This is a genomic window from Herbaspirillum sp. GW821-FHT09A12 (assembly GCF_059418325.1).
This window is the reverse complement of record NZ_JBWKPR010000008.1, coordinates 61,869-82,084: the sequence shown is the minus strand read 5'-3', so window position 1 is coordinate 82,084 and position 20,216 is coordinate 61,869. Positions and strand designations below refer to the sequence as shown.

The window sequence follows — 20,216 nt, the reverse complement described above, 5'->3', positions numbered from 1 at the left end:
CGGCGCGCAGCGCTCAGCCAAGCAGGTTCAAGATGCCATCCAGGCCGACAAAATTCAAGCCCACATCCGCCTGCGCGCGCACCACCGGCTTGGCGCGAAACGCCACCGACAGGCCGGCGATGTCCATCATCTTCAAATCGTTGGCGCCATCGCCCATGACAATCGCCTGCGAGGGGTCGGCGCCGATCTCGCGGCACACGCGCTGCACCGTCAGCCGCTTCTCGTCGGCATTGACGATGCCGCCGACCACCTTGCCGGTCAGCTTGCCGTCCGCCACTTCCAGCGTGTTCGAATGGGTGTAGTCCAGGCCCAGGCGGGTCTTCATGCGGTCGGTAAAGAAGGTGAAGCCGCCGGAGACCAGCAGCGTCTTCAGACCGGCCGCCTGGATCGCCTTGAGCATATTGTCCGCACCCGGCGACAGTTGCAGGCGCTCGTCGTAGACACGCTGCAGGGCGGCGGCATCCAGTCCCTTGAGCAACGCCACGCGGCGCGTCAGGCTCTCATTGAACTCGATCTCGCCGCGCATGGCGGCTTCGGTAATTTCCGCCACTTGCGGTTTCAGGCCCTGCATGTCGGCGATCTCATCGATGCATTCGATGGTAATCAGGGTCGAATCCATATCCATCGCCACCAGCCGGAAGTCGGCCAGCCTGAGCGCCGGGTCGACGAAGGCATAGTCCACTTGCGCGGCCAGGCAGGCGGCATCGACCGCGGCCCTGGTCTCAGCGGCGCTGTCCACATCGACGCAGCGCCAGGCCCGCACATCGGGAACGCGCCCGTCGACAGGCTCGACGCGCTGCGCCCTGGCCAGCGCCGCGATGACGTTGATATCGGTGGCATTGCTCTTGAATGCTTGCAGGATCAGGTTCATGTCTGGTTATCGGTTCAGTAGGTCAAATAAAGGATTCATTCGATTGCGGGGCAGGTTCCGCCCTGCCCGCTCACCCGGCCAGCGCCTTCATGGTCGCCTTGACCTGCTGCACGCGCGCATTGAGGTCCGGCATGGCGGCGGCGATGCGCAGCTTGTCCTGGCCATTGAGCTTGACCTGGCGGTTCTTCTGCACCAGTTCGATGATGCGCATGGCGTCGATCGGCGGATTGGGCATGAACTGCAGCAGCGCGGCCTCGGAATGGGCGTCGATCTTGACGATGCCCAGCGGCTTGGCGGCGATGCGCAGGCGATGCGTTTCCACCAGCGCGCGCGCCGGCTCGGGCAGCTTGCCGAAGCGGTCGATCAGTTCTTCCTGCAGGTCGTCGATGGCGTCCTGCTTGACGCAATTGGCGAAACGCTTGTACAGCGACAGGCGCTCGTGCACGTCGCCGCAATAATCGTTGGGCAGCAAGGCCGGCACGTGCAGGTTGATTTCGGTGGTGGATGACAGCGGCGCGGCCAGGTCGGGTTCCTTGCCGTTCTTCAGCGAGCGCACCGCTTCATTGAGCATATCGGAGTACATCTGGAAACCGATCTCGTGGATCTCGCCCGACTGGTTGTCGCCCAGCACCTCGCCGGCGCCGCGGATTTCGAGGTCATGCATGGCCAGGTAGAAGCCGCTGCCCAGTTCCTCCATCTGCTGGATCGCTTCCAGCCGGCGCTGCGCCAGCTTGGTCAGGCCATGCACATCCTGCACCAGCAGGTAGGCATAGGCCTGGTGGTGCGAGCGGCCGACGCGGCCGCGCAACTGGTGCAGCTGCGCCAGGCCGAACTTGTCGGCGCGGTGCATGATGATGGTGTTGGCGGTCGGCACGTCGATGCCGGTTTCGATGATGGTGGTGCACAGCAGGATGTTGAAGCGCTGCGCCACGAAATCGCGCATCACCTTTTCCAGGTCGCGCTCGTGCATCTGGCCGTGGGCCACGCCGATGCGCGCTTCCGGCAGCAGGGCTTCGAGCATGGCGCGGCGGTTGCCGATGGTTTCCACCTCGTTGTGCAGGAAGTACACCTGGCCGCCGCGCTTCAATTCGCGCAGGCAGGCTTCGCGGATGGTCGATTCGCCCTCCCCGCGCACGAAGGTCTTGATCGCCAGCCGCTTTTGCGGCGCGGTGGCGATCACCGAAAAGTCGCGCAGCCCTTCCAGCGCCATGCCCAGCGTACGCGGGATCGGCGTGGCGGTCAGCGTGAGCACGTCGACCTCGGCGCGCAGCGATTTGAGCGCCTCCTTCTGGCGCACGCCGAAGCGGTGTTCCTCGTCGATGATGACCAGGCCCAGGCGCGAGAACTTCACCTCGTCCGACAGCAGCTTGTGGGTGCCGATGACGATGTCGATGGTGCCGTCGGCCAGCCCCTTGATCGCCTGCGTGACTTCCTTGCCGGTACGAAAACGCGACAGCTCGGCGATGCGCACCGGCCAGTTGGCGAAACGGTCGGCGAAGGTTTGCGCATGCTGTTCGGCCAACAGCGTGGTGGGCGCAAGAATGGCCACCTGCTTGCCGCCCATCACGGCGACGAACGCCGCGCGCAAGGCCACCTCGGTCTTGCCGAAACCGACATCGCCGCAGATCAGGCGATCCATCGGCTTGCCGCCGGTCATGTCCTTGATCACGGCGTCGATGGCGGCGGCCTGGTCGGCGGTTTCTTCAAACCCGAAACTGTCGGCGAAGGCTTCGTAATCGTGCGCGGAATATTCAAAGGCATGGCCCTGGCGCAGCGCGCGGCGCGCGTACAGGTTGAGCAGCTCGGCGGCGGTGTCGCGCACCTGCTGCGCAGCACGGCGCTTGGCCTTTTCCCACTGGCCGGAACCCAGCGCGTGCAATGGCGCGTCTTCCGGCGAGGCGCCGGAATAGCGCGAAATCACATGCAGTTGCGATACCGGCACGTAGAGCTTGGTTTCCTTGGCGTATTCGAGATGCAGGAACTCGGTCTCGCCCTCGCCCAGGTCCATGCTGATCAGGCCCATGTAGCGGCCGATGCCGTGATTGGAGTGCACCACCGGATCGCCGATCTTGAGCTCCGACAGGTCGCGCACCATGTGCTCGACTTCGGTCGCGGCCTGCTGCTTGCGGCGGCCCGCGCGGCGACCGCTGCCGGCGTACAGTTCAGCTTCGGTGACAAAGGCCAGCGCCTCGTCCTGCAAGGCGAAGCCGGCATACAGCGGCGCCACGCCCAGCATCAGCCTTTCGCCGCTGGCCAGGAAACCCTGCCAGTCGTCGCACAGCGCGGGATGCAAATCGTATTCGGCGAAATATTGCTGCAGCGTCTCGCGGCGACCATTGCTGTCGGCGCAGATCAGCACGCGCTTGTCGGTCTGCAGCAGGAAGGAACGCAGGTTGGTCAGCGGATCGTCGACGCGGCGATTGACGGCAATGTTGGGCAGCGGCGCCGACAGCTCGGAAGGCGCATCATCGGTCTTGACGATCCAGCGCGCATGGGGTTTCAACAGCGTGAAGAAATCCTCGTCATCGAGGTAGATCGCTTTCGGCTCCAGCACCGGACGCTCGCGGTCGGCGTGCAGGAACTGCCAGCGCGAGCGGGTATCGCTCCAGAAGCGCTTGATGGCCTGTTCGATGTCGCCCACCGTGGCGAACATGGCGTCGGCCGGCAGGTATTGGAACAGTGTCGCGGTCTGCTCGAAAAACAGCGGCAGGTAGTACTCGATGCCGGCCGAGGCGATGCCGTTGCCGATGTCCTTGTAGATGGCCGAACGCGACGGGTCGCCCTCGAACACCTCGCGCCAGCGGTTGCGGAAGGCCAGGCGCGCCGCTTCATCCATCGGGAATTCGCGGCCGGGCAACAGGCGCACTTCCGGCACCGGGTACAACGAGCGCTGGGTATCGGCATCGAAGGTGCGGATGGTTTCCACCGTGTCGCCGAACAGGTCGAGGCGATACGGCAGCACCGAGCCCATCGGGAAGATATCGATCAGGCCGCCGCGCACCGAATATTCGCCCGGCGACATCACCTGGCCGACATGGCTGTAGCCGGCCAGCGTCAACTGCGATTTGAGCCTGGCCTCATCCAGCTTCTCGCCCTGCTTGAAGAAGAAGGTATAAGCCGCCAGGAATTCGGGCGGCGCCATGCGCAGCAAGGCGGTGGTCGCCGGCACGATCAGCAGGTCGCACTGGCCCGACTGCACTTCATACAGCGTCGCCAGGCGCTCGGACACCAGATCCTGGTGCGGCGAGAAGGCATCGTAGGGCAGGGTTTCCCAGTCCGGCAGCAGATGGCAGCGCAGCTTGGCGGCCGCGTCGCCGGCCGGCTGGAACCAGGGGATCTCGGCCAGGAGGCGCTGGGCGTCGGTGGCGCCGGCCACCACCACGGCCAGCATGCGGCCTTCGGCCTTCAGCGCCAGCGCCGCTTGCGCCAGCAGGTAGGCGTCGGCAGAACCATGCGCTGCTGGCGGGACAAAACGTACGCCGGGCTTGGGAAGGTTTTTTTTCAGGTCGAAAGGCATCGGCGGGTTCGGGGATTCAGCGGATCCGGCAGTTTCAGGCGATCAAAATGCCGGCCGCTTGCGAAGGATTGGCATTAAAATTCAGCCTCCGATTATAAACGATGGCCCTTGCCGCAGGCTGCCGCGCGGCCCGTACAGGCACCCCGCATCACATGAACCGACCGGCCTCCCCTACCGCCGCCCTGGCGCAACCGCAACATTTCGCGCTGATCCCCGCCGCCGGCGTCGGCGCTCGCATGGGCGCGGCTACCCCCAAGCAATACATGGCGCTGGCCGGCAAGCCGATGCTGCGCCATGCGCTGGACACCTTCGCCGCGCATGCGCGCATCGCCCATACCTTCGTGGTGGTCAGCGCCGACGACGGCTGGATCGACGAACTGCTCACGCCCGAACTGGCGCAACGCGCCACGGTACTGCGCGTGGGCGGCGCCACCCGGCAGGAAAGCGTGTTCAATGGCTTGAACCAGATGCGCAACGTGGCCGGCGACGCCGACTGGGTGCTGGTGCACGACGCCGCGCGCCCGGGCCTGAACGCCGAGCTGATCGAGCGCCTGCTCGACGCGCTGGCCGACGATGAGGTGGGCGGCCTGCTGGCGCTGCCGGTGGTCGACACGCTCAAGCGCGAGGGCGCCGGCGGCCGTTCGCAGGAAACCGTCCCGCGCGCCGGCCTGTGGGCCGCGCAAACGCCGCAGATGTTCCGCTACGCGTTGCTGCGGCGGGCCTTGCGGCAAGCAGAGCAGCAAGGCCGCATCGGCGCCATCACCGACGACGCCAGCGCCATCGAGATGCTGGGCCTGCGCCCGCGCCTGGTGGAAGGCAGTCCCCGCAACCTCAAGGTCACGCTGGCGCAGGACGCCGCGCTGGCCGAATTCTTTTTGAAAGGCTGACCGCCATGAGCGCCACCGCATTTCCCTTCCGCATCGGCCAGGGCTACGATTGCCATGCGCTGGTCGAAGGCCGCCCGCTGATCCTGGGCGGCGTCGATATCCCCCACCGGAAAGGCCTGCTCGGCCACTCCGACGCCGACGCCCTGCTGCATGCCATTACCGATGCCCTGTTCGGCGCCGCCGCGCTGGGCGACATCGGCCGCCACTTCCCCGACACCGATGCGCAATTCAAGGGCGCCGACTCGCGCGCCCTGCTGCGCGAAGCGGCCAAACGCCTGGGCGCGGCCGGTTATACGATCGGCAACGTGGACGCCACCATCATCGCCCAGGCGCCGAAGATGGCGCCGCATATTCCCGCCATGGTGAAAAACCTGGCCGACGACCTGGGAATTTCTGTCCAGCAAATCAACATCAAGGCAAAAACCAACGAAAAATTGGGTTATTTAGGCCGTGAAGAAGGAATTGCGGCCGAAGCTGTTGTGCTGATCCATCAGAAAAATGATTGAATTGTGCGAATTCGAAAATTCGCGTAGGACAATGACGGACACGCTAAAAGCCGCACCAGGAAAGGGATTCCGGGCATTTCTGCGCACCGTTTTTCGGCATGAATAGAAAACTAAAGTACAAGCAAAAATAATTAAATATTTAAATTGAACTTTGCTACCGAAAATAGCTTGCATTCCCTATTTAATGAGTATAATCAGCGCGTCGTTAGGATTCGAGCTGGTAGTGCGGTCTTCGCTGTCATTCCTCCCGAGTAACGATAAAGAGCCGGGCATAGCAGCCCCAATCAATTAATTTAGGAGTCCGTAATGGCAACTGGTACCGTCAAGTGGTTCAATGATGCAAAAGGTTTTGGTTTTATCACCCCCGATGAAGGCGGTGAAGATCTGTTCGCGCACTTCTCGGCTATTCAGTCGAATGGTTTCAAGTCGCTGAAGGAAAACCAACGCGTTTCCTTCGAAGTGACCACTGGCCCGAAGGGCAAGCAAGCTTCGAACATCCAGCCTGTTGCTTAAGCTTCAGCTGAGATAAAAAATCCCCGACTTGTCGGGGATTTTTTTCGTCTGCTTGTTTGGCCCTCCCGCATGCCCCAGGCAAGGTGCGCAAGCCATCGCACCGGCGCCGGATGGCAGTCCCCGGGGCACCGGACGCGGCGGCAAGCCATGCAAAATCCCCGCCCTCTTGCGAGAGGCGGGGATTTTTCATTACCGCGGCAAACCGGCCTGAGCCGGCGCCGCTTCAGGAGGCTCAGATCTCTTCGTACAGCGGCAACGTCAGGAATTCGGCGAAGGTGGCCGAAGTCGACATTTCTTCGAAGATCTTGGCGGCGCGATCATAGGTCGGGCCGTTGCCGGCGACTTCCTTCACCTTGGCCAGTTCTTCCGGGATCATTGCGCGCACCATGTCGGCGCTGACCTTGCGGCCGTCTTCCAGGTTGCCCTTGGCGCTGCGGATCCACTGCCACACCTGCGCGCGGCTGATTTCGGCGGTGGCCGCATCTTCCATCAGGTTGTGGATCGGCACGCAGCCGTTGCCGGCCAGCCAGGCGCCCAGATAGTGGATGCCGACGTTGATGTTGTAGCGCAGGCCGGCTTCGGTGATCGGCGTCTCCGGCTGGAAGTTCAGCAGGTCGGCCGCCTTGACGTCGACATCCGGACGCTGCTTCTCGAACTGGTTGGGCTTGTCGCCCAGCACCGCGACGAATTCCTTCATCGATGGCTCGACCAGGCCCGGGTGCGCCACCCAGCCGCCGTCGTAACCGTCGGTGGCGTCGCGGCGCTTGTCGTTGATGATGCCCTGCATGGCGATGGCGTTCTTTTCCGGATCGTTCTTGATCGGGATCAGCGCGCTCATGCCGCCGATGGCCGGGGCGCCGCGCTTGTGGCAGGTCTTCAGGAGCAGCAGCGCGTAGGCGCGCATGAACGGCGAGGTCATGGTGACCTTGGCGCGGTCGGCCAGGCAGAAGTCCTTGTCGTTCTTGAACTTCTTGATGCAGGAGAAGATGTAGTCCCAGCGGCCGGCGTTCAGGCCCGCGCTGTGTTCGCGCAGCTCGTACAGGATTTCTTCCATCTCGAAGGCGGCGGTGATGGTCTCGATCAGCACGGTGGCCTTGATGGTGCCCTGCGGCAGGCCGATCTCGTTTTGCGCCAGCACGAAGATGTCGTTCCACAGGCGCGCTTCCAGGTGCGATTCCATCTTCGGCAGGTAGAAGTACGGGCCGGCGCCGCGCGCCAGCTGTTCCTTGGCGTTATGGAACAGGAACAGCGCGAAATCGAAGATGCCGCCGGAGATGCGCTTGCCGTCGATGGTGACGTGCTTCTCGTCCAGGTGCCAGCCGCGCGGACGCACCACCAGCGTGGCGATCTTGTCGTTCAACTTGTAGCTCTTGCCGTTGGACTCCAGCGAGATGGTGCGGCGGATGGCGTCGAACAGGTTGATCTGGCCGCTGACCTGGTTGTCCCATACCGGCGAGTTGGAATCCTCGAAGTCGGTCATGTAGCTGTCGGCGCCCGAGTTGAAGGCATTGATGACCATCTTGCGCTCGACCGGGCCGGTGATTTCCACACGGCGGCACTTCAGCGCCTCGGGGATCGGGGCGATCTTCCAGTCGCCAGTGCGGATGCTGGCGGTTTCCGGCAGGAAGTCCGGACGCTCGCCGGCGTCCAGGCGCTTGACGCGCTCCACGCGCGCGGCCAGCAGTTCCTGGCGGCGGGCTTCGAAGGCGCGCGACAGCTTGGCAACCAGCGACAGGGCTTCGAAGGTCAGGATGTTCTCGTAACCCGGCTTGATTGCGCCGGAAATTTCCATGCCGGCGGGCAGCTTCAATTGCGTCATGCTGGACTCCTCAAAAAGAAAAGAAAAACGTTTGAATCGTGTCTGATTGTGCCTGATGGGCAGCCCTTTAGCTGCATTGCATCAGGAATGTTATGTACGCAGTATATTTAAACCAAATCGATATGAGTGGCACGTTTTATCAATTTATCTTTGCGTTTTAGTCACAAGTGAACCGATAATCGCTGCAACCCGTTTTGAGGCCTCGCCATGGACCAGTTCAAGCAGATCTCCACCTTCGTCGACGTCATCGCCAAAGGCAGCCTGTCGGCCGCGGCCCGCGCCGAAGGCATCGCCCCCGCCATGATCGGCCGCCGGCTCGATGCGCTGGAAGAACGGCTGGGCGTCAAGCTGCTGCAACGCACGACGCGCAAGATCGTGCTGACCAACGAAGGCGCCGCCTTCCTGGAAGATTGCCAGCGCATCCTGGCCGACCTGGAAGACGCGGAATCGGCGGTCTCCGAACGCAGCGCGCGCGCCAGCGGCGACCTGCTGATCTCGGCCCCGGCCGGCTTCGGCCGCCAGCACGTGGCGCCGCTGGTGCCGTCCTTCCTGGCCGAGCATCGCGATGTCACGCTCACCTTGAACCTCAACGACCGCATCGCCGACGTCATCGGCGAAGGCATCGATGTCGCCATCCGCATCGCCACCCTGACCGACTCCAACCTGGTCAGCATCAAGCTGGCCGACAACGACCGCGTGATCGTCGCCGCGCCCGCCTACCTGCGCCGCCACGGCACGCCGCAAACGCCCGACGAACTGGCGCGCCACAATTGCCTGGCCATCAGCAGCGAAGGCAGCCAGCGCGGCTGGACGCTCAAGCAATCCGGGAAGGTCAGCGTGTTCAAGGTAGGCGGCAACATGGTCTGCAACGATGGCGAGGTGCTGCACAACTGGGCGCTCAACGGCAAAGGCCTGGCCTGGCGCTCGATGTGGGAAGTCGGCGCCGCCATCGAGGCCGGCCAACTGGTCACGGTGCTCGACAAGTTCGCCGCCCCCGCCCCGTCCATCTACGCCGTGTTCGCCCAGCGCCGCCACCTGCCGCTGCGCATCCGCGCCTTCGTCGACTTTTTGCGGCATGCCTATGCGCAACCGGACTACTGGAAACAGGCCGGCTGACCGGGCCCGGCCGGCCGGGCCGCCGATGCTGCAATGCAAGTAAGTATCCGGTAAGACTCCCTGGGACATGATCCGCTGTCATTTCCCCTATCCCGAAACGGAGTCTGCACCATGCCAGTCCTGCCTTCCCGCCTTTCCCTGCTGAGCGGCGTCGCCGCCGTCCTGATGCTGCAAGCCGCCCATGCCCAGGAAAGCGCCCCTTCGCCCGCCCCTTCACCCACCCCGTCATCCGCTTCATCGCAGCAGGATCCGCAAGCCGCCCAATGGGCGCTGGGCCTGGCCGCCGGCACCGAGCAAAGCCCTTATCGCGGCTACGGCAACAAGACCCGGGCACTGCCCATGGTTATGTACAATAGCCGCTATTTCCAGTTCATGGGCACTACCGCCGACCTCAAGCTGGGCGCGCTCGGGCCGGTCGGCTTTACCTTGCGCGCCAAGTACGCCGACGATGGCTATGACGGCAGCGACGCGCCCATCCTCAACGGCATGGAAAAACGCAAGGGCAGCTTCTGGGTCGGCGCCCATGCGGCCTGGCGCAACCCGTACGCCGACCTCTCGCTGGAATGGCTGACCGACGCCTCCGGCAACAGCGGCGGCCAAACCCTCAAACTGCGTGCCGAACATCAATTCAAGGCCGGCAGCTTCACGCTGGCGCCCTATCTCGGGATCAACTGGATGAGCAGCGACTACGTGGACTATTACTTCGGCGTGCGGCAAAACGAAGCCACCGCCCAGCGCGCGGCCTACCAGGGCAGCTCGACCGCCAACCTGGTGGGCGGCCTGCGCACCGGCTACAGCCTGACGCCGTCGCAGTCGCTGTTCCTCGACGTGTCTGTGACCCGCTACGGCAGCGGCATCACCGACAGCCCGCTGGTCGACCGCTCCAGCGCGGCCGGCGTGCGCGCCGGCTACCTGTACCGTTTCTGACATGATGAACCGCATCGCCTTGCTGGAAGACCATGAGCGCATGGCCGCGCTGGTGGTCAAGGCGCTTGCGGCGGCAGGCATCGAGACCGACGTCTACGGGTCGATCTCGCAAGCCTCGCTGGGGCTCTCGCGCATCAGCTATCCGGCGCTGGTGGTGGACCGCAACCTGCCCGACGGCGACGGCCTGGAACTGGTGCGGCGCCTGCGCGCGCGCCAGGTCGACACGCCCTGCCTGATGCTGACCGCGCGCGATGCCCTGCACGACCGCATCGCCGGGCTGGAGGCCGGCGCCGACGACTACCTGCCCAAACCCTTCTCGATGGAAGAACTGGTGGCGCGCGTGCGCGCCCTGATGCGCCGTCCGCCGCGCCAGCAAGCCCTGGCGCCCGCGCATGGCGATGTATGCCTCGATCCGGTGGAAAGCCGCATGACCTGCGGCGAGGAGTCGATCTCGCTATCGGCCGCCGAACTGCAGATGATGCTCATGCTGGTGCGCGCGGCCGGCGCCACGGTACGGCGCACGGCGCTGGAAGCGGCCGCCTGGGGCATCGCCGAGCCGGTCACGCCCAATGCGCTCGACGTGGCGCTGCATCGCCTGCGGCGCAAGCTCAACGGCATCGACTCGCAGATGCAGATCGCCAACCAGCGCGGGTTGGGCTATGCCTTGAAGCACACCCATGGCAGCGCCTGAAGCCCGTTGCGCCTGTCCGCCGCGCGCGCGCAGCCTGTCGCTGCGCCTGCTGGGCGTGACCGCCATCGTGCTGGCGCTGGCCGGCGCCGCCGTGGTCGGCGCCATCGCCGCCGTGCTGCGCTGGGGCCCGGAACTGATGATGGACCACGCCCTGGAAAGCAACGCCGAGCGCGTCATCGACGGCCTGCAGTTCGATGCCGCCGGCCGCCCCTCCCAGGTCATCATCGATAACCGGCTGGGAACCGCCTACAAAGTACTGCAGAAGGATTGCGTCTATCGCGTGCTGGACGAGCACGGCACGGTACTGCTGGCCTCCGACGGCGCCGCATCGGCCTATGCGCTGCCGGGCAGCGCCTTCGACCCCGCGCGCCAGCGCCTGAACCTGGTGCAGGACGGCGAGAAACTGCAGGTCATCACCCAGGCCATCGAGCACCGGGGCCGCCCGATCTATGTGCAGGTCATGCGCAGCGAGCGGCTGCAGCGCATCTCGCTGGACGTCAATAGCCAGCGCGTGCGCTCGCTCACCATCATCGCCGCCATCGTCGGCATGGCGCTGTTTTCCCTGATCGTGGTGATCACCCTGCACCACCTGCTCAAGCCGCTGCGCCTGGCCGCCGCGGCCGCCGCCGACATCCATCCCGACAAGCTCTCGACCCGGCTGTCGCTGGAGGGCGTGCCGCGCGAACTGGCGCCGCTGTTCGGCGCCTTCAACCTGGCGCTGGATCGGATCGAAGAAGGCTACAGCCGCCAGCGCGAATTCCTCGCCACCGCCGCCCACGAACTGAAGACGCCGCTGGCGCTGATGCGCGGCCAGATCGAGCTGGGCGACCTGGGCGACCGCCGCATGCTGCTGCAGGACATCGACCAGATGGCGCGCCATGTGCATCAGTTGCTGCACCTGGCCGAGGCCAGCGAACCGCACAACTATGCGATGGTCGACACCCATCCCGCCGACGTGCTGGCGCAAGCCTGTGCGCAGCTGGAAAGACTGGCGCAGCAACGGCAGGTGCGCATCGTCTCCACGGCGCCCGGGGCCCGCCTCGGCGAACCCATCCGCGCCGATGCCGGCGCCTTGTCGGTGCTGGTGAAGAACCTGCTGGAAAACGCGATCTGCCACTCCGGGCCCGGCGGCATCGTCAGCGTCCATGCCGACCAGTTCAGCCTCTCGGTGCGGGACGAAGGTGCAGGGATTGCGCCCGAGGCCATGCCGCACCTGTTCGAGCGTTTCTGGCGCGGGCCGCACCGGCGCGACGAAGGCGCCGGCCTCGGCCTGTCGATCTGCGCCGAAATCGCCAAGGCGCATGGCTGGCGCCTGGAAGCCGGCAATGCCCATCCGGGCGCGGTATTCGAATTGCGCTTCCAGCCGGAGATAACAATGGCAATGGCGGCCGCAACGCCATCCATGAGCGATGCCGGCGCCGCGCCGCATCCGGCCCCTGGCCGCACAGGCGATCTCCTGCCGCCCTGAGGGAGACAGGGCCAATCAAATTGCGGCGTGCCGCCTGCGCGCCATAACGCTCGCGCTTGTTATGCCTGGTTTGCTCCGCTCAACGCCGGGACGCCAGTTGCGCCGCCGTCGGCGTGATATCGATCTCGCGCCGCGCCGGCTGCTCGCCCGGCTGCAGCGTAAACACGCTGACCAGGCGCGCCAAAGTATCGGCCTGGTTCTGCATCGAAGCCGCCGCCGCCGCGGCCTGCTCCACCAGCGCCGCGTTCTGTTGCGTAACCTGGTCCATCTGCGTGATGGCATGGTTGACCTGCTCGATGCCGTTGGTCTGCTCGGCGCTGGCGGCGCTGATCTCGGACACGATGTCGGTCACGCGCCGCACGCTGTTGACGACCTCGTTCATGGTGGCGCCGGCCTGCTCGACCAGGCGGCTGCCGTTGCCGACCTTTTCCACCGAGTCGTTGATCAGCTCCTTGATTTCCTTGGCGGCCGATGCCGAGCGCTGCGCCAGCGAGCGCACCTCCGACGCCACCACCGCGAAGCCGCGCCCCTGCTCGCCGGCGCGCGCCGCTTCCACCGCCGCGTTCAACGCCAGGATGTTGGTCTGGAAAGCGATGCCGTCAATCACGCTGATGATGTCCACGATCTTCCGGGACGACGCGTTGATCGCGCCCATGGTATCGACCACCTGGCTCACCACGCCGCCGCCCTGCTCCGCCACGGCCGAGGCGGACACCGCCAATTGGCTGGCCTGGCGCGCATTGTCGGCGTTCTGGCGCACGGTGGAGATCAGTTCTTCCATCGCCGATGCGGTTTCTTCCAGCGAGCTGGCCTGCTCTTCGGTGCGCGAGGACAGGTCGAGGTTGCCCGCCGCTATTTCGGCCGACGCCGTGGTGATCGTATCGGTGCCGCTGCGCACGTTGCTGACGATACCGCGCAAGCTGTGGTTCATGTCCTTGAGCGACTGCAGCAATTGGCCGGTCTCGTCCCTGGACTTCACCGTCACATCGCTGGAGAGGTCGCCTTCGGCCACGCGGCGCGAGATGCTGACGGCGGTATCCAGCGGACGGGTGATGCCCAGCGTCAGGATGCGTGCGCAGAAGATGCCCAGCAGCAGGATCAGGCCTTCCAGCGCGATGATCAGGGTGCGGCTCTTGTCGGCGATGGCATCGATTTCCTTGGCGGTGTCGTCGATTTCCTTGCGCTGCACTTCCATCAACTGGCGCATGGTGTCCTGATAAGCGACCGAAACCGGCACGAACACCTTGTCAAGGATGCGCGTCGCCTCGTCCACATCGCCCGCCGCCTTGGCCTTGTTGATCTCGTCGCGCGAAGAAAGGTAGACCTTGCGGTATTCGCCGATCTTCTGGAACAGGGCTTTCTCTTGCGGCGAACTGAGCAGCGCCTCGACCTTCTTCTGGTACTCGCCCGAACTCTTGGACGATGCCGCCGCCTCTTCGGCAAAATACGGGCCCAGCGCGGGATCGTTGCTCTTGGCGATGGCGATGGTGCGACGGACGCCGCCGACGAGGTTGGCATACCAGTCGGCAATCAGGCGCTCCGTCATCAGCGGCGTGTTCATCATCTCCCGCGTGGCGGCCGCTACGTTCTGCAGGCGCCAGACGCCGATGCCGGCGATGATGATGGAAAAAGCGAGGATCAGGGAAAAGCCGGCCGTGAGGCGTTTGCCGATTTTCATGTTGCCGAGGATAGTCATGTCTTCCGTCCCAAATGCCAGCGCCAGCGCCGATGCATTTTTAGTTGTTTGCGTTTTGTTCTTTTTTCTCTTGTGTAGCGCTGCCGAATATCCCGGCAGCCATGTTGCACTATGGCACGCCGCCTGTGCTGGAACAAGCAAGCTAAGCGCAGAACAAACGCGGATTGCGCCTCTACTTCGCAAATGGATCAAATCGGCTGCAACAATGCATTCATGCGGCGGGATTGATTGAAATTCTGCCAAGCTCGCCGCCTGCGTATTCCCCCAGCAATTCGGGCATCGCACGCCGGAAGCGCTCATCCCCCAGCAAGCCCACATTAAAGCGCGACCAGGCCACCGTTTCCTCGGTGTCGAGACGGAAGATGCTGCCCGGCGCCAGCACGATATTGCGCGCCATCAGCCCTTGCGCCAATTGCTTGGCATCCTCGAATTGCGCAAAGCGCGCCCACAGGTACATCGATTGCTGCGGCGTGCAAAACAGTTCCGCGCCGAGCTGTTGCAGCAGGTGGATGGCATGCTCGGTGGCCTGCGTGAGGCGGTCGCGCAGGCGCGCGGTGTGGCGGCTGAAGTGGCCGTCGGAGAGGATCACATCCAGCGTGCGCTCGCAGTATTCGGAACTGCTCACATGCACCAGCATCTTGATATCGGCCAGGTCGCTGGCGAGATCCCGGTGGCAGGCGATGAAGCCCACCCGCAACGCCGCCGACACCGACTTGGAGAAGCTGCCGATATAGATCGTGCGGCGCAGTTGGTCCAGCGTCGAGATGCGCGCGGCGGTGGCCGGCTTGAAGTCGGCGAAGGCATCGTTCTCGACGATGATGGCGTTGTAGCGGTCGGCCAGTTGCAGGATCGTGTGCGCCTTGTGCGGCGAGGTGTCGGAGGCGGTCGGATTGTGCGCCAGCGATTGCGTGAAGAACAGCGGCGGCTTGCCCGGCTGCTTCAGTTCGCGCTCCAGCGCCGCCACATCCGGCCCGTCGGCCAGGCGCGGAATGCCGACGATGCGCGCGCCGGACAGTTTCAGTTTGCCGTACAACATGTAGTAGCCCGGCTCATCCACCAGCACGCGCTCGCCGGGGCGGATGAAATTGCGGATCACGATGTCCAGCGCCTGGTTGGCACCGTGGGTCAGCACGATCTGCCCGGTGGCCGCCTCAATGCCGTGCTGCGCCAGCTTGTGCGACAGGTGCTGGCGCAGCGGCAGGTAGCCGAAGCGGCTGCCGTAGCCGAACAGCGCGCCAATGCCGGTGCGCACCACTTTCTGGTGGAACTTGTCCAGGCGCACATCGTTCAACCAATCCACCGGCGGAAAGCCGTCGCCCAGGCGCAGGTGGCCGGGGTCGCTCTTCAACTGCTCGCGCATCAGCCACACCACATCCATCGCCCGGCTCAGCGAGCCCTCGTCATCCTCCTTGACCGGCGGCGGCGCCGCGCAAACGAAGAAGCCGGAACCACGGCGCGGTTCGGCCACGCCCAGCGCGGTGAGCTCGTCGAAGACATTGACGATGGTGTTCTTGGCGCAGTCGTGCCGCGCCGCCATCTCGCGGATCGACGGCAACCGGCTGCCGGGCGGATAGATGCCCTCCCCGATCTGCTGGCGGATCAGTTGTACCAGCTTGCCGGTCAAGGTGCGGGGGTTGCGGTTTTCTGTGGCCATGGTCTCTTCCGGTGATTTTTCTTGTTGCGCCGCAAAGCGATTGTCTTGGGTACAGTTGCAGCACTGTTGGCCCAAACTGTATCCATTCATATTGGTACACGCTGGTATTCTGCTCCAAATCCGGCCGCCCCGCGACCTTCCCGGTCAAGCGCAAAACATAAAGAGAGACGCACACCCATGAGCACTGCCATCGATTCCCGCCTGCCCGGCTTCCGTTCCCTTGCGCCTGAACAGCGCCTGGCCGAAGTGGCCCGCCTGGCCGGCCTCGACGCCGCCGACCAGGCGCTGCTGTCGGACGCCGGCGCGCTGCCGCTGGCCACCGCCAACGGCATGATCGAAAACGTGGTCGGCACCTTCCAGCTGCCGCTGGGCGTGGCCGGCTATTTCCAGTTGAACGGGCGCGACGTGCTGGTGCCGATGGCGGTGGAAGAACCTTCGGTGGTGGCCGCCGCCTCCTTCATGGCCAAACTGATCCGTGAATGCGGCGGTTTCCAGACCTCCAGCAGCGCGCCGCTGATGCGCGCCCAGATCCAGCTGATCGGCATCGGCGATCCGCACGGCGCGCGCCTGGCCATCCTCAAGGAGCGCCAGGCCATCATCGATATCGCCAACAGCCGCGACCAGTTGTTGAACCAGCTCGGCGGCGGCTGCCGCGACATCGAAGTGCATGTCTTCCCGAACACGCGGCGCGGCGCCATGGTGGTCACCCACCTGATCGTCGACGTGCGCGACGCGATGGGCGCCAATACCGTCAACACCATGGCCGAGGCGGTGGCCCCGCATATCGAGCAGGTCACCGGCGGCAAGGTGCGCCTGCGCATCCTCTCCAACCTGGCCGACCTGCGCCTGGCACGGGCGCGCGTGAAAGTCTCGGCCAAGGTGCTGGGCACGGAACACTACAGCGGCGAGGAAGTGATCAACGGCATCGTCGACGCCTATGAGTTCGCCGCCGTGGATCCCTACCGCGCGGCCACGCATAACAAGGGCATCATGAACGGCATCGACCCGGTGATCGTCGCCACCGGCAACGACTGGCGCGCGGTGGAAGCCGGCGCGCATGCCTACGCCAGCCGCGACGGCCATTACACGTCGCTGACGCACTGGGAGATCGCCGCCGACGGCGACCTGGTCGGCACGCTGGAAATCCCGATGCCGGTCGGCCTGGTGGGCGGCGCCACCAAGACCCATCCAGCGGCGCGCGCGGCGCTCAAGATCCTCAAGGTGCAAAGCGCGCAAGAGCTGGCCGAGGTGGCCGTGGCCGTGGGCCTGGCGCAGAACATGGCGGCGCTGCGCGCGCTGGCCACCGAAGGCATCCAGCGCGGCCACATGGCGCTGCATGCGCGCAATATCGCGCTGGCGGCCGGCGCCAGGCCGGAAGAGATGGATTGGCTGGTACAGCAGATGGTGGCCAGGCACGATGTGCGCGTCGACTATGCCGCGCAACTGCTGGCGCAAAAGCGCGGGCAATAAGCCTGCCAATGCAGTCAGCCAACCAGGCAAGCCAACCCGAGACATCCCCCACGAGCCGCCCCAAGGCGGCCGATGAAAACCCAAGGAGACAGCACCATGAACCAGTCCACCCCACGCGGCCGATCGCTGCGCCTGCTGGCTTGCACGCTCGCCGTGACCGCGGCCTGTAGCGCCGCGCAAGCGCAGGTATCCAACGATGCCGTGCGCATCGGCTTCATCACCGACATGTCCGGCCCCTATGCCGATACCGACGGCGCCGGCGGCCTGGAAGCGATCCGCATGGCGGTGGCCGACTACGGCGGCAAGGTGCTGGGCAAGCCGATCGAGATCATGTCGGCCGACCACCAGAACAAGGCCGACATCGCCGCCACCCGCGCGCGCGAATGGGCCGACGAGCGCGGCCTGGACATGCTGATCGGCGGCGTCAACTCGGCCACCGCGCTGTCGATGAACAAGGTGATGGCGGAGAAGAAGCGCGTCTACATCAACATCGGCGCCGGCACCGCGCGCCTGACCAACGAGGAATGCACGCCCTACACCGTGCACTATGAATACGACACCGTGGCGCTGGCCAAGGGCACCGGCCAGGCCGTGATCAGGCAAGGCGGCAAGACCTGGTTCTTCCTGGTGGCCGACTATGCTTTCGGCCACTCGCTGGCCAACGACACCAGCGCCGTGGTCAAGGCCAACGGCGGCACGGTGGTAGGTTCGGTCAAGCACCCGCCGCAGTCCTCCGACCTGTCGTCCTTCATGCTGCAGGCGCAGGCCTCCAAGGCGCAAATCCTGGGGCTGGCCAACGCCGGCGAAGATACCGTCAACTCGATCAAGGCCGCCAAGGAATTCGGCGTCACCAAGAACATGAAACTGGTCGGCCTGCTGATGGTGATCAACGACATCCACGCGCTGGGCCTGGCCAATGCCGAGGGCCTGATGATGACCGACAGCTGGTACTGGGACAAGGACGAGCCCTCGCGCAAGTTCGCCCAGCGCTTCTACCAGAAGATGAAGAAGATGCCGAGCACGCACCAGGCCGCGGCCTATTCCGCGACCACCACCTACCTGAAGGCCGTGGCCGCCGCCGGCACCGACGACTCGACCAGGGTCATGGCCGAACTCAAGAAAACCAAGATCGACGACTTCTATAACAAGGGCTACATCCGCGCCGACGGCCGCAACATCCACGACATGTACCTGTACCAGGTGAAGTCGCCGTCCGAATCGAAAAAGCCGTGGGATTACCTGAAGCTGCTGGAAACCATCCCCGGCGAACAGGCGTTCACCAGCGTGGCGGAGTCCAAGTGCAGTTTGCTCAAACCATGATCTGAACCTGAACCGGCGTTCTTCGACGCACGACGCACGATGAACGTCACCGGGTCCCGGCCTGCGCCGGGACGACCGGATCTTTTGCACCGCAACCGCCCCTCCCCCCGCCGCGTGCACAGGCAGCCACAGCGTCAGCCCCGCGTCAGCATCTGAAGCTTGCGCAACGCGCCGCTTAGGCATACTCTTGCTGTCCGCCGCACCGCTGCCGCTCGTCCGCCGTCCCTCCAACGATCCCGGCACAATATTCCCGGCCCTGTTTCGTCTTCACTGCTGCCGCCTCCGGCATGCAAACGCGCACGCAACATCTTCGCCGCCCGCGCCATCCGCGCGGGCGCGCACGCGCGGCCATCGCCAATAGCCAATAAAAAGCCAAGGAACTCATTTGAATAACAAAGACAACAACAGCGCCGTCGCATCCACGCCCGGCAAATTCACGCCTTACCAGAAAATCGTGGTCGGCCTGCTGGCCTTCCTGCAGTTCGCCGTGATCCTCGACTTCATGCTGATGTCGCCGCTGGGCGCCGTGATCATGCCCGACATGAAGATCAGCGCCCAGCAGTTCGGCCTGGTGGTCTCGGCCTATGCCTTTTCGGCCGGCATCTCCGGCTTGCTGACGGCCGGCTTCGCCGACCGCTTCGACCGCAAGCGCCTGCTGCTGTTCTTCTACGCCGGTTTCGTGCTCGGCACGCTGTGGTGCGGGCTGGCGCAGAGCTTTGAAAGCCTGCTGGCGGCGCGCATCGTCACCGGCCTGTTCGGCGGCGTGATCGGTTCCATCGTACTGGCCATCGCCACCGACCTGTTCCCGCTGCAACTGCGCGGCCGCGTGATGGGCCTGATCCAGACCGCCTTCGCCGCCAGCCAGGTGCTGGGCATCCCGATCGGCCTGTACCTGTCCAACAGCTGGAACTGGCATGTGCCCTTCATCGCCATGGCGGCGCTGGGCCTGCTCGGCGGCATCGCCGTGATGTGGAAGATGCAACCGGTGGCCGAGCACCTGAAGCTGAAACAGGAACACAGCGCCTCGATGCACCTGTTCCACACCGTGACGGAACCGCGCTACCTGATCGCCTTCGCCACCACCGCGCTGCTGATGACCGGCGGCTTCATGCTGATGCCGTTCTCCAGCGCCTACCTGGTCGGCAACCTCGGCATCGACCTGCACCACCTGCCGACGGTCTACATGGTCACCGGCATCTGCACCATCGGCTTCGGCCCGCTGATCGGCCGCGCCGCCGACCGCGTCGGCAAGTTCCGCGTGTTCCTGTTCGGCGCCGCCCTGTCGATCGTCATGGTGCTGGTCTATACCCACCTCGGCCCGGTCACGGTGCCGGTGATCATCGTGGTCAACGCGGTGCTGTTCCTGGGCATCTTCTCGCGCATGATCCCCTTCCAGGCGCTGGTGTCGACAGTGCCCTCGCCCAACCAGCGCGGCTCGTTCAACGCCATCAGCGCGTCGATCCAGCAATTGTCGGGCGGCATCGCCTCGGTAGTGGCCGGCCACATCGTCACGCTGGGCGCCGACGGCCGCCTGGCCAACTTCGATGTGGTGGGTTATGTGATCGTCGGCACCACGCTGGCGGCGTCGGTGCTGGTGTGGCGGCTGGACCGGGATGTGCAGGCGCGCGCGGCGGCAGCGGCAACCGCGCGGGCGGCATCATGAACCGGGTCTGATTGCCGGGAGTTCACCAAGCGGGCCATGGGCCCGCTTTTTCATTTCAGGCGCCGCCTCTATTCCCGCTATTTCTTTTCATGCGCCGC

The 20,216-nt window shown here is 64.9% G+C and carries 16 protein-coding genes; 11 read left to right on the top strand and 5 right to left on the bottom strand.

What is annotated here, in order from left to right:
• Nucleotides 1–13: 13 nt before the first annotated feature.
• Both serB and mfd read right to left on the bottom strand, forming a co-directional pair.
• A complete protein-coding gene (gene serB / locus AC07N6_RS16915; protein WP_494782656.1) occupies nt 14–871 on the bottom strand; it encodes a phosphoserine phosphatase SerB in 858 nt (285 codons plus the stop codon).
• Between the two features lie 70 nt (nt 872–941).
• Nucleotides 942–4,388: a transcription-repair coupling factor gene (gene mfd / locus AC07N6_RS16910; protein ID WP_494782657.1), complete on the bottom strand. Its 3,447-nt coding sequence runs from the start codon at nt 4,386–4,388 to the stop codon at nt 942–944.
• 152 nt (nt 4,389–4,540) lie between these two features.
• On the opposite strand from mfd, the gene ispD reads away from it, so the two are divergent.
• The 3 genes from ispD to AC07N6_RS16895 all read left to right on the top strand — a co-directional run bounded on the left by ispD (nt 4,541) and on the right by AC07N6_RS16895 (nt 6,294).
• The gene (gene ispD, locus AC07N6_RS16905) at nt 4,541–5,275 is read left to right on the top strand and encodes a 2-C-methyl-D-erythritol 4-phosphate cytidylyltransferase (RefSeq protein WP_494782658.1); all 735 of its coding nucleotides are present in this window, start codon (nt 4,541–4,543) and stop codon (nt 5,273–5,275) included.
• Between the two features lie 5 nt (nt 5,276–5,280).
• Nucleotides 5,281–5,781 (top strand): 2-C-methyl-D-erythritol 2,4-cyclodiphosphate synthase, encoded by a 501-nt coding sequence (ispF, locus tag AC07N6_RS16900; protein WP_494782659.1) that lies wholly within the window; start codon nt 5,281–5,283, stop codon nt 5,779–5,781.
• A 306-nt stretch (nt 5,782–6,087) separates the two neighbouring features.
• On the top strand, nt 6,088–6,294 hold the full coding sequence (locus AC07N6_RS16895; RefSeq protein ID WP_050468323.1) for a cold-shock protein: 207 nt from the start codon (nt 6,088–6,090) through the stop codon (nt 6,292–6,294).
• A 232-nt stretch (nt 6,295–6,526) separates the two neighbouring features.
• On the opposite strand, the gene aceB is transcribed toward AC07N6_RS16895, so the two are convergent.
• Nucleotides 6,527–8,113: a malate synthase A gene (gene aceB, locus AC07N6_RS16890; RefSeq protein WP_494782660.1), complete on the bottom strand. Its 1,587-nt coding sequence runs from the start codon at nt 8,111–8,113 to the stop codon at nt 6,527–6,529.
• Nucleotides 8,114–8,320: 207 nt separating this feature from the next.
• On the opposite strand from aceB, the gene AC07N6_RS16885 reads away from it, so the two are divergent.
• The 4 genes from AC07N6_RS16885 (at nt 8,321) to AC07N6_RS16870 (ending at nt 12,315) form a co-directional block, all read left to right on the top strand.
• Nucleotides 8,321–9,229, top strand: a complete 909-nt coding sequence (locus AC07N6_RS16885) for a LysR family transcriptional regulator (protein WP_494782661.1) — start codon at nt 8,321–8,323, stop codon at nt 9,227–9,229.
• 111 nt (nt 9,230–9,340) lie between these two features.
• Entirely contained in the window at nt 9,341–10,156 is an 816-nt protein-coding gene (locus AC07N6_RS16880) for a MipA/OmpV family protein (protein ID WP_494782662.1), read from the top strand.
• Between the two features lie 4 nt (nt 10,157–10,160).
• Nucleotides 10,161–10,847, top strand: a complete 687-nt coding sequence (locus AC07N6_RS16875) for a response regulator transcription factor (RefSeq protein WP_494782726.1) — start codon at nt 10,161–10,163, stop codon at nt 10,845–10,847.
• The gene (locus tag AC07N6_RS16870) at nt 10,834–12,315 is read left to right on the top strand and encodes a sensor histidine kinase (RefSeq protein ID WP_494782663.1); all 1,482 of its coding nucleotides are present in this window, start codon (nt 10,834–10,836) and stop codon (nt 12,313–12,315) included. Before AC07N6_RS16875 ends, AC07N6_RS16870 begins: the two co-directional genes overlap by 14 nt.
• A gap of 79 nt (nt 12,316–12,394) precedes the next feature.
• On the opposite strand, the gene AC07N6_RS16865 is transcribed toward AC07N6_RS16870, so the two are convergent.
• Nucleotides 12,395–14,011 carry a methyl-accepting chemotaxis protein gene (locus AC07N6_RS16865; RefSeq protein ID WP_494782664.1) on the bottom strand — a complete coding sequence of 539 codons (1,617 nt, stop codon included), beginning with the start codon at nt 14,009–14,011 and terminating at the stop codon, nt 12,395–12,397.
• Here AC07N6_RS16865 and AC07N6_RS16860 point away from each other — a divergent pair.
• Nucleotides 14,010–14,243, top strand: coding sequence for a hypothetical protein (locus AC07N6_RS16860; protein WP_494782665.1), 234 nt, complete (start codon nt 14,010–14,012; stop codon nt 14,241–14,243). The two genes, AC07N6_RS16865 and AC07N6_RS16860, sit on opposite strands and share 2 nt — an antisense overlap.
• Here AC07N6_RS16860 and AC07N6_RS16855 read toward each other — a convergent pair.
• On the bottom strand, nt 14,223–15,665 hold the full coding sequence (locus AC07N6_RS16855) for an aminotransferase-like domain-containing protein (protein WP_494782666.1): 1,443 nt from the start codon (nt 15,663–15,665) through the stop codon (nt 14,223–14,225). The two genes, AC07N6_RS16860 and AC07N6_RS16855, sit on opposite strands and share 21 nt — an antisense overlap.
• 177 nt (nt 15,666–15,842) lie before the next feature.
• Here AC07N6_RS16855 and AC07N6_RS16850 point away from each other — a divergent pair, with 177 nt between their 5' ends.
• The 3 genes from AC07N6_RS16850 to AC07N6_RS16840 all read left to right on the top strand — a co-directional run bounded on the left by AC07N6_RS16850 (nt 15,843) and on the right by AC07N6_RS16840 (nt 20,118).
• The gene (locus tag AC07N6_RS16850; RefSeq protein WP_494782667.1) at nt 15,843–17,135 is read left to right on the top strand and encodes a hydroxymethylglutaryl-CoA reductase, degradative; all 1,293 of its coding nucleotides are present in this window, start codon (nt 15,843–15,845) and stop codon (nt 17,133–17,135) included.
• 96 nt (nt 17,136–17,231) lie between these two features.
• Nucleotides 17,232–18,455, top strand: coding sequence for an ABC transporter substrate-binding protein (locus AC07N6_RS16845; RefSeq protein WP_494782668.1), 1,224 nt, complete (start codon nt 17,232–17,234; stop codon nt 18,453–18,455).
• A gap of 385 nt (nt 18,456–18,840) precedes the next feature.
• On the top strand, nt 18,841–20,118 hold the full coding sequence (locus AC07N6_RS16840) for an MFS transporter (RefSeq protein WP_494782669.1): 1,278 nt from the start codon (nt 18,841–18,843) through the stop codon (nt 20,116–20,118).
• Nucleotides 20,119–20,216 lie beyond the last annotated feature (98 nt).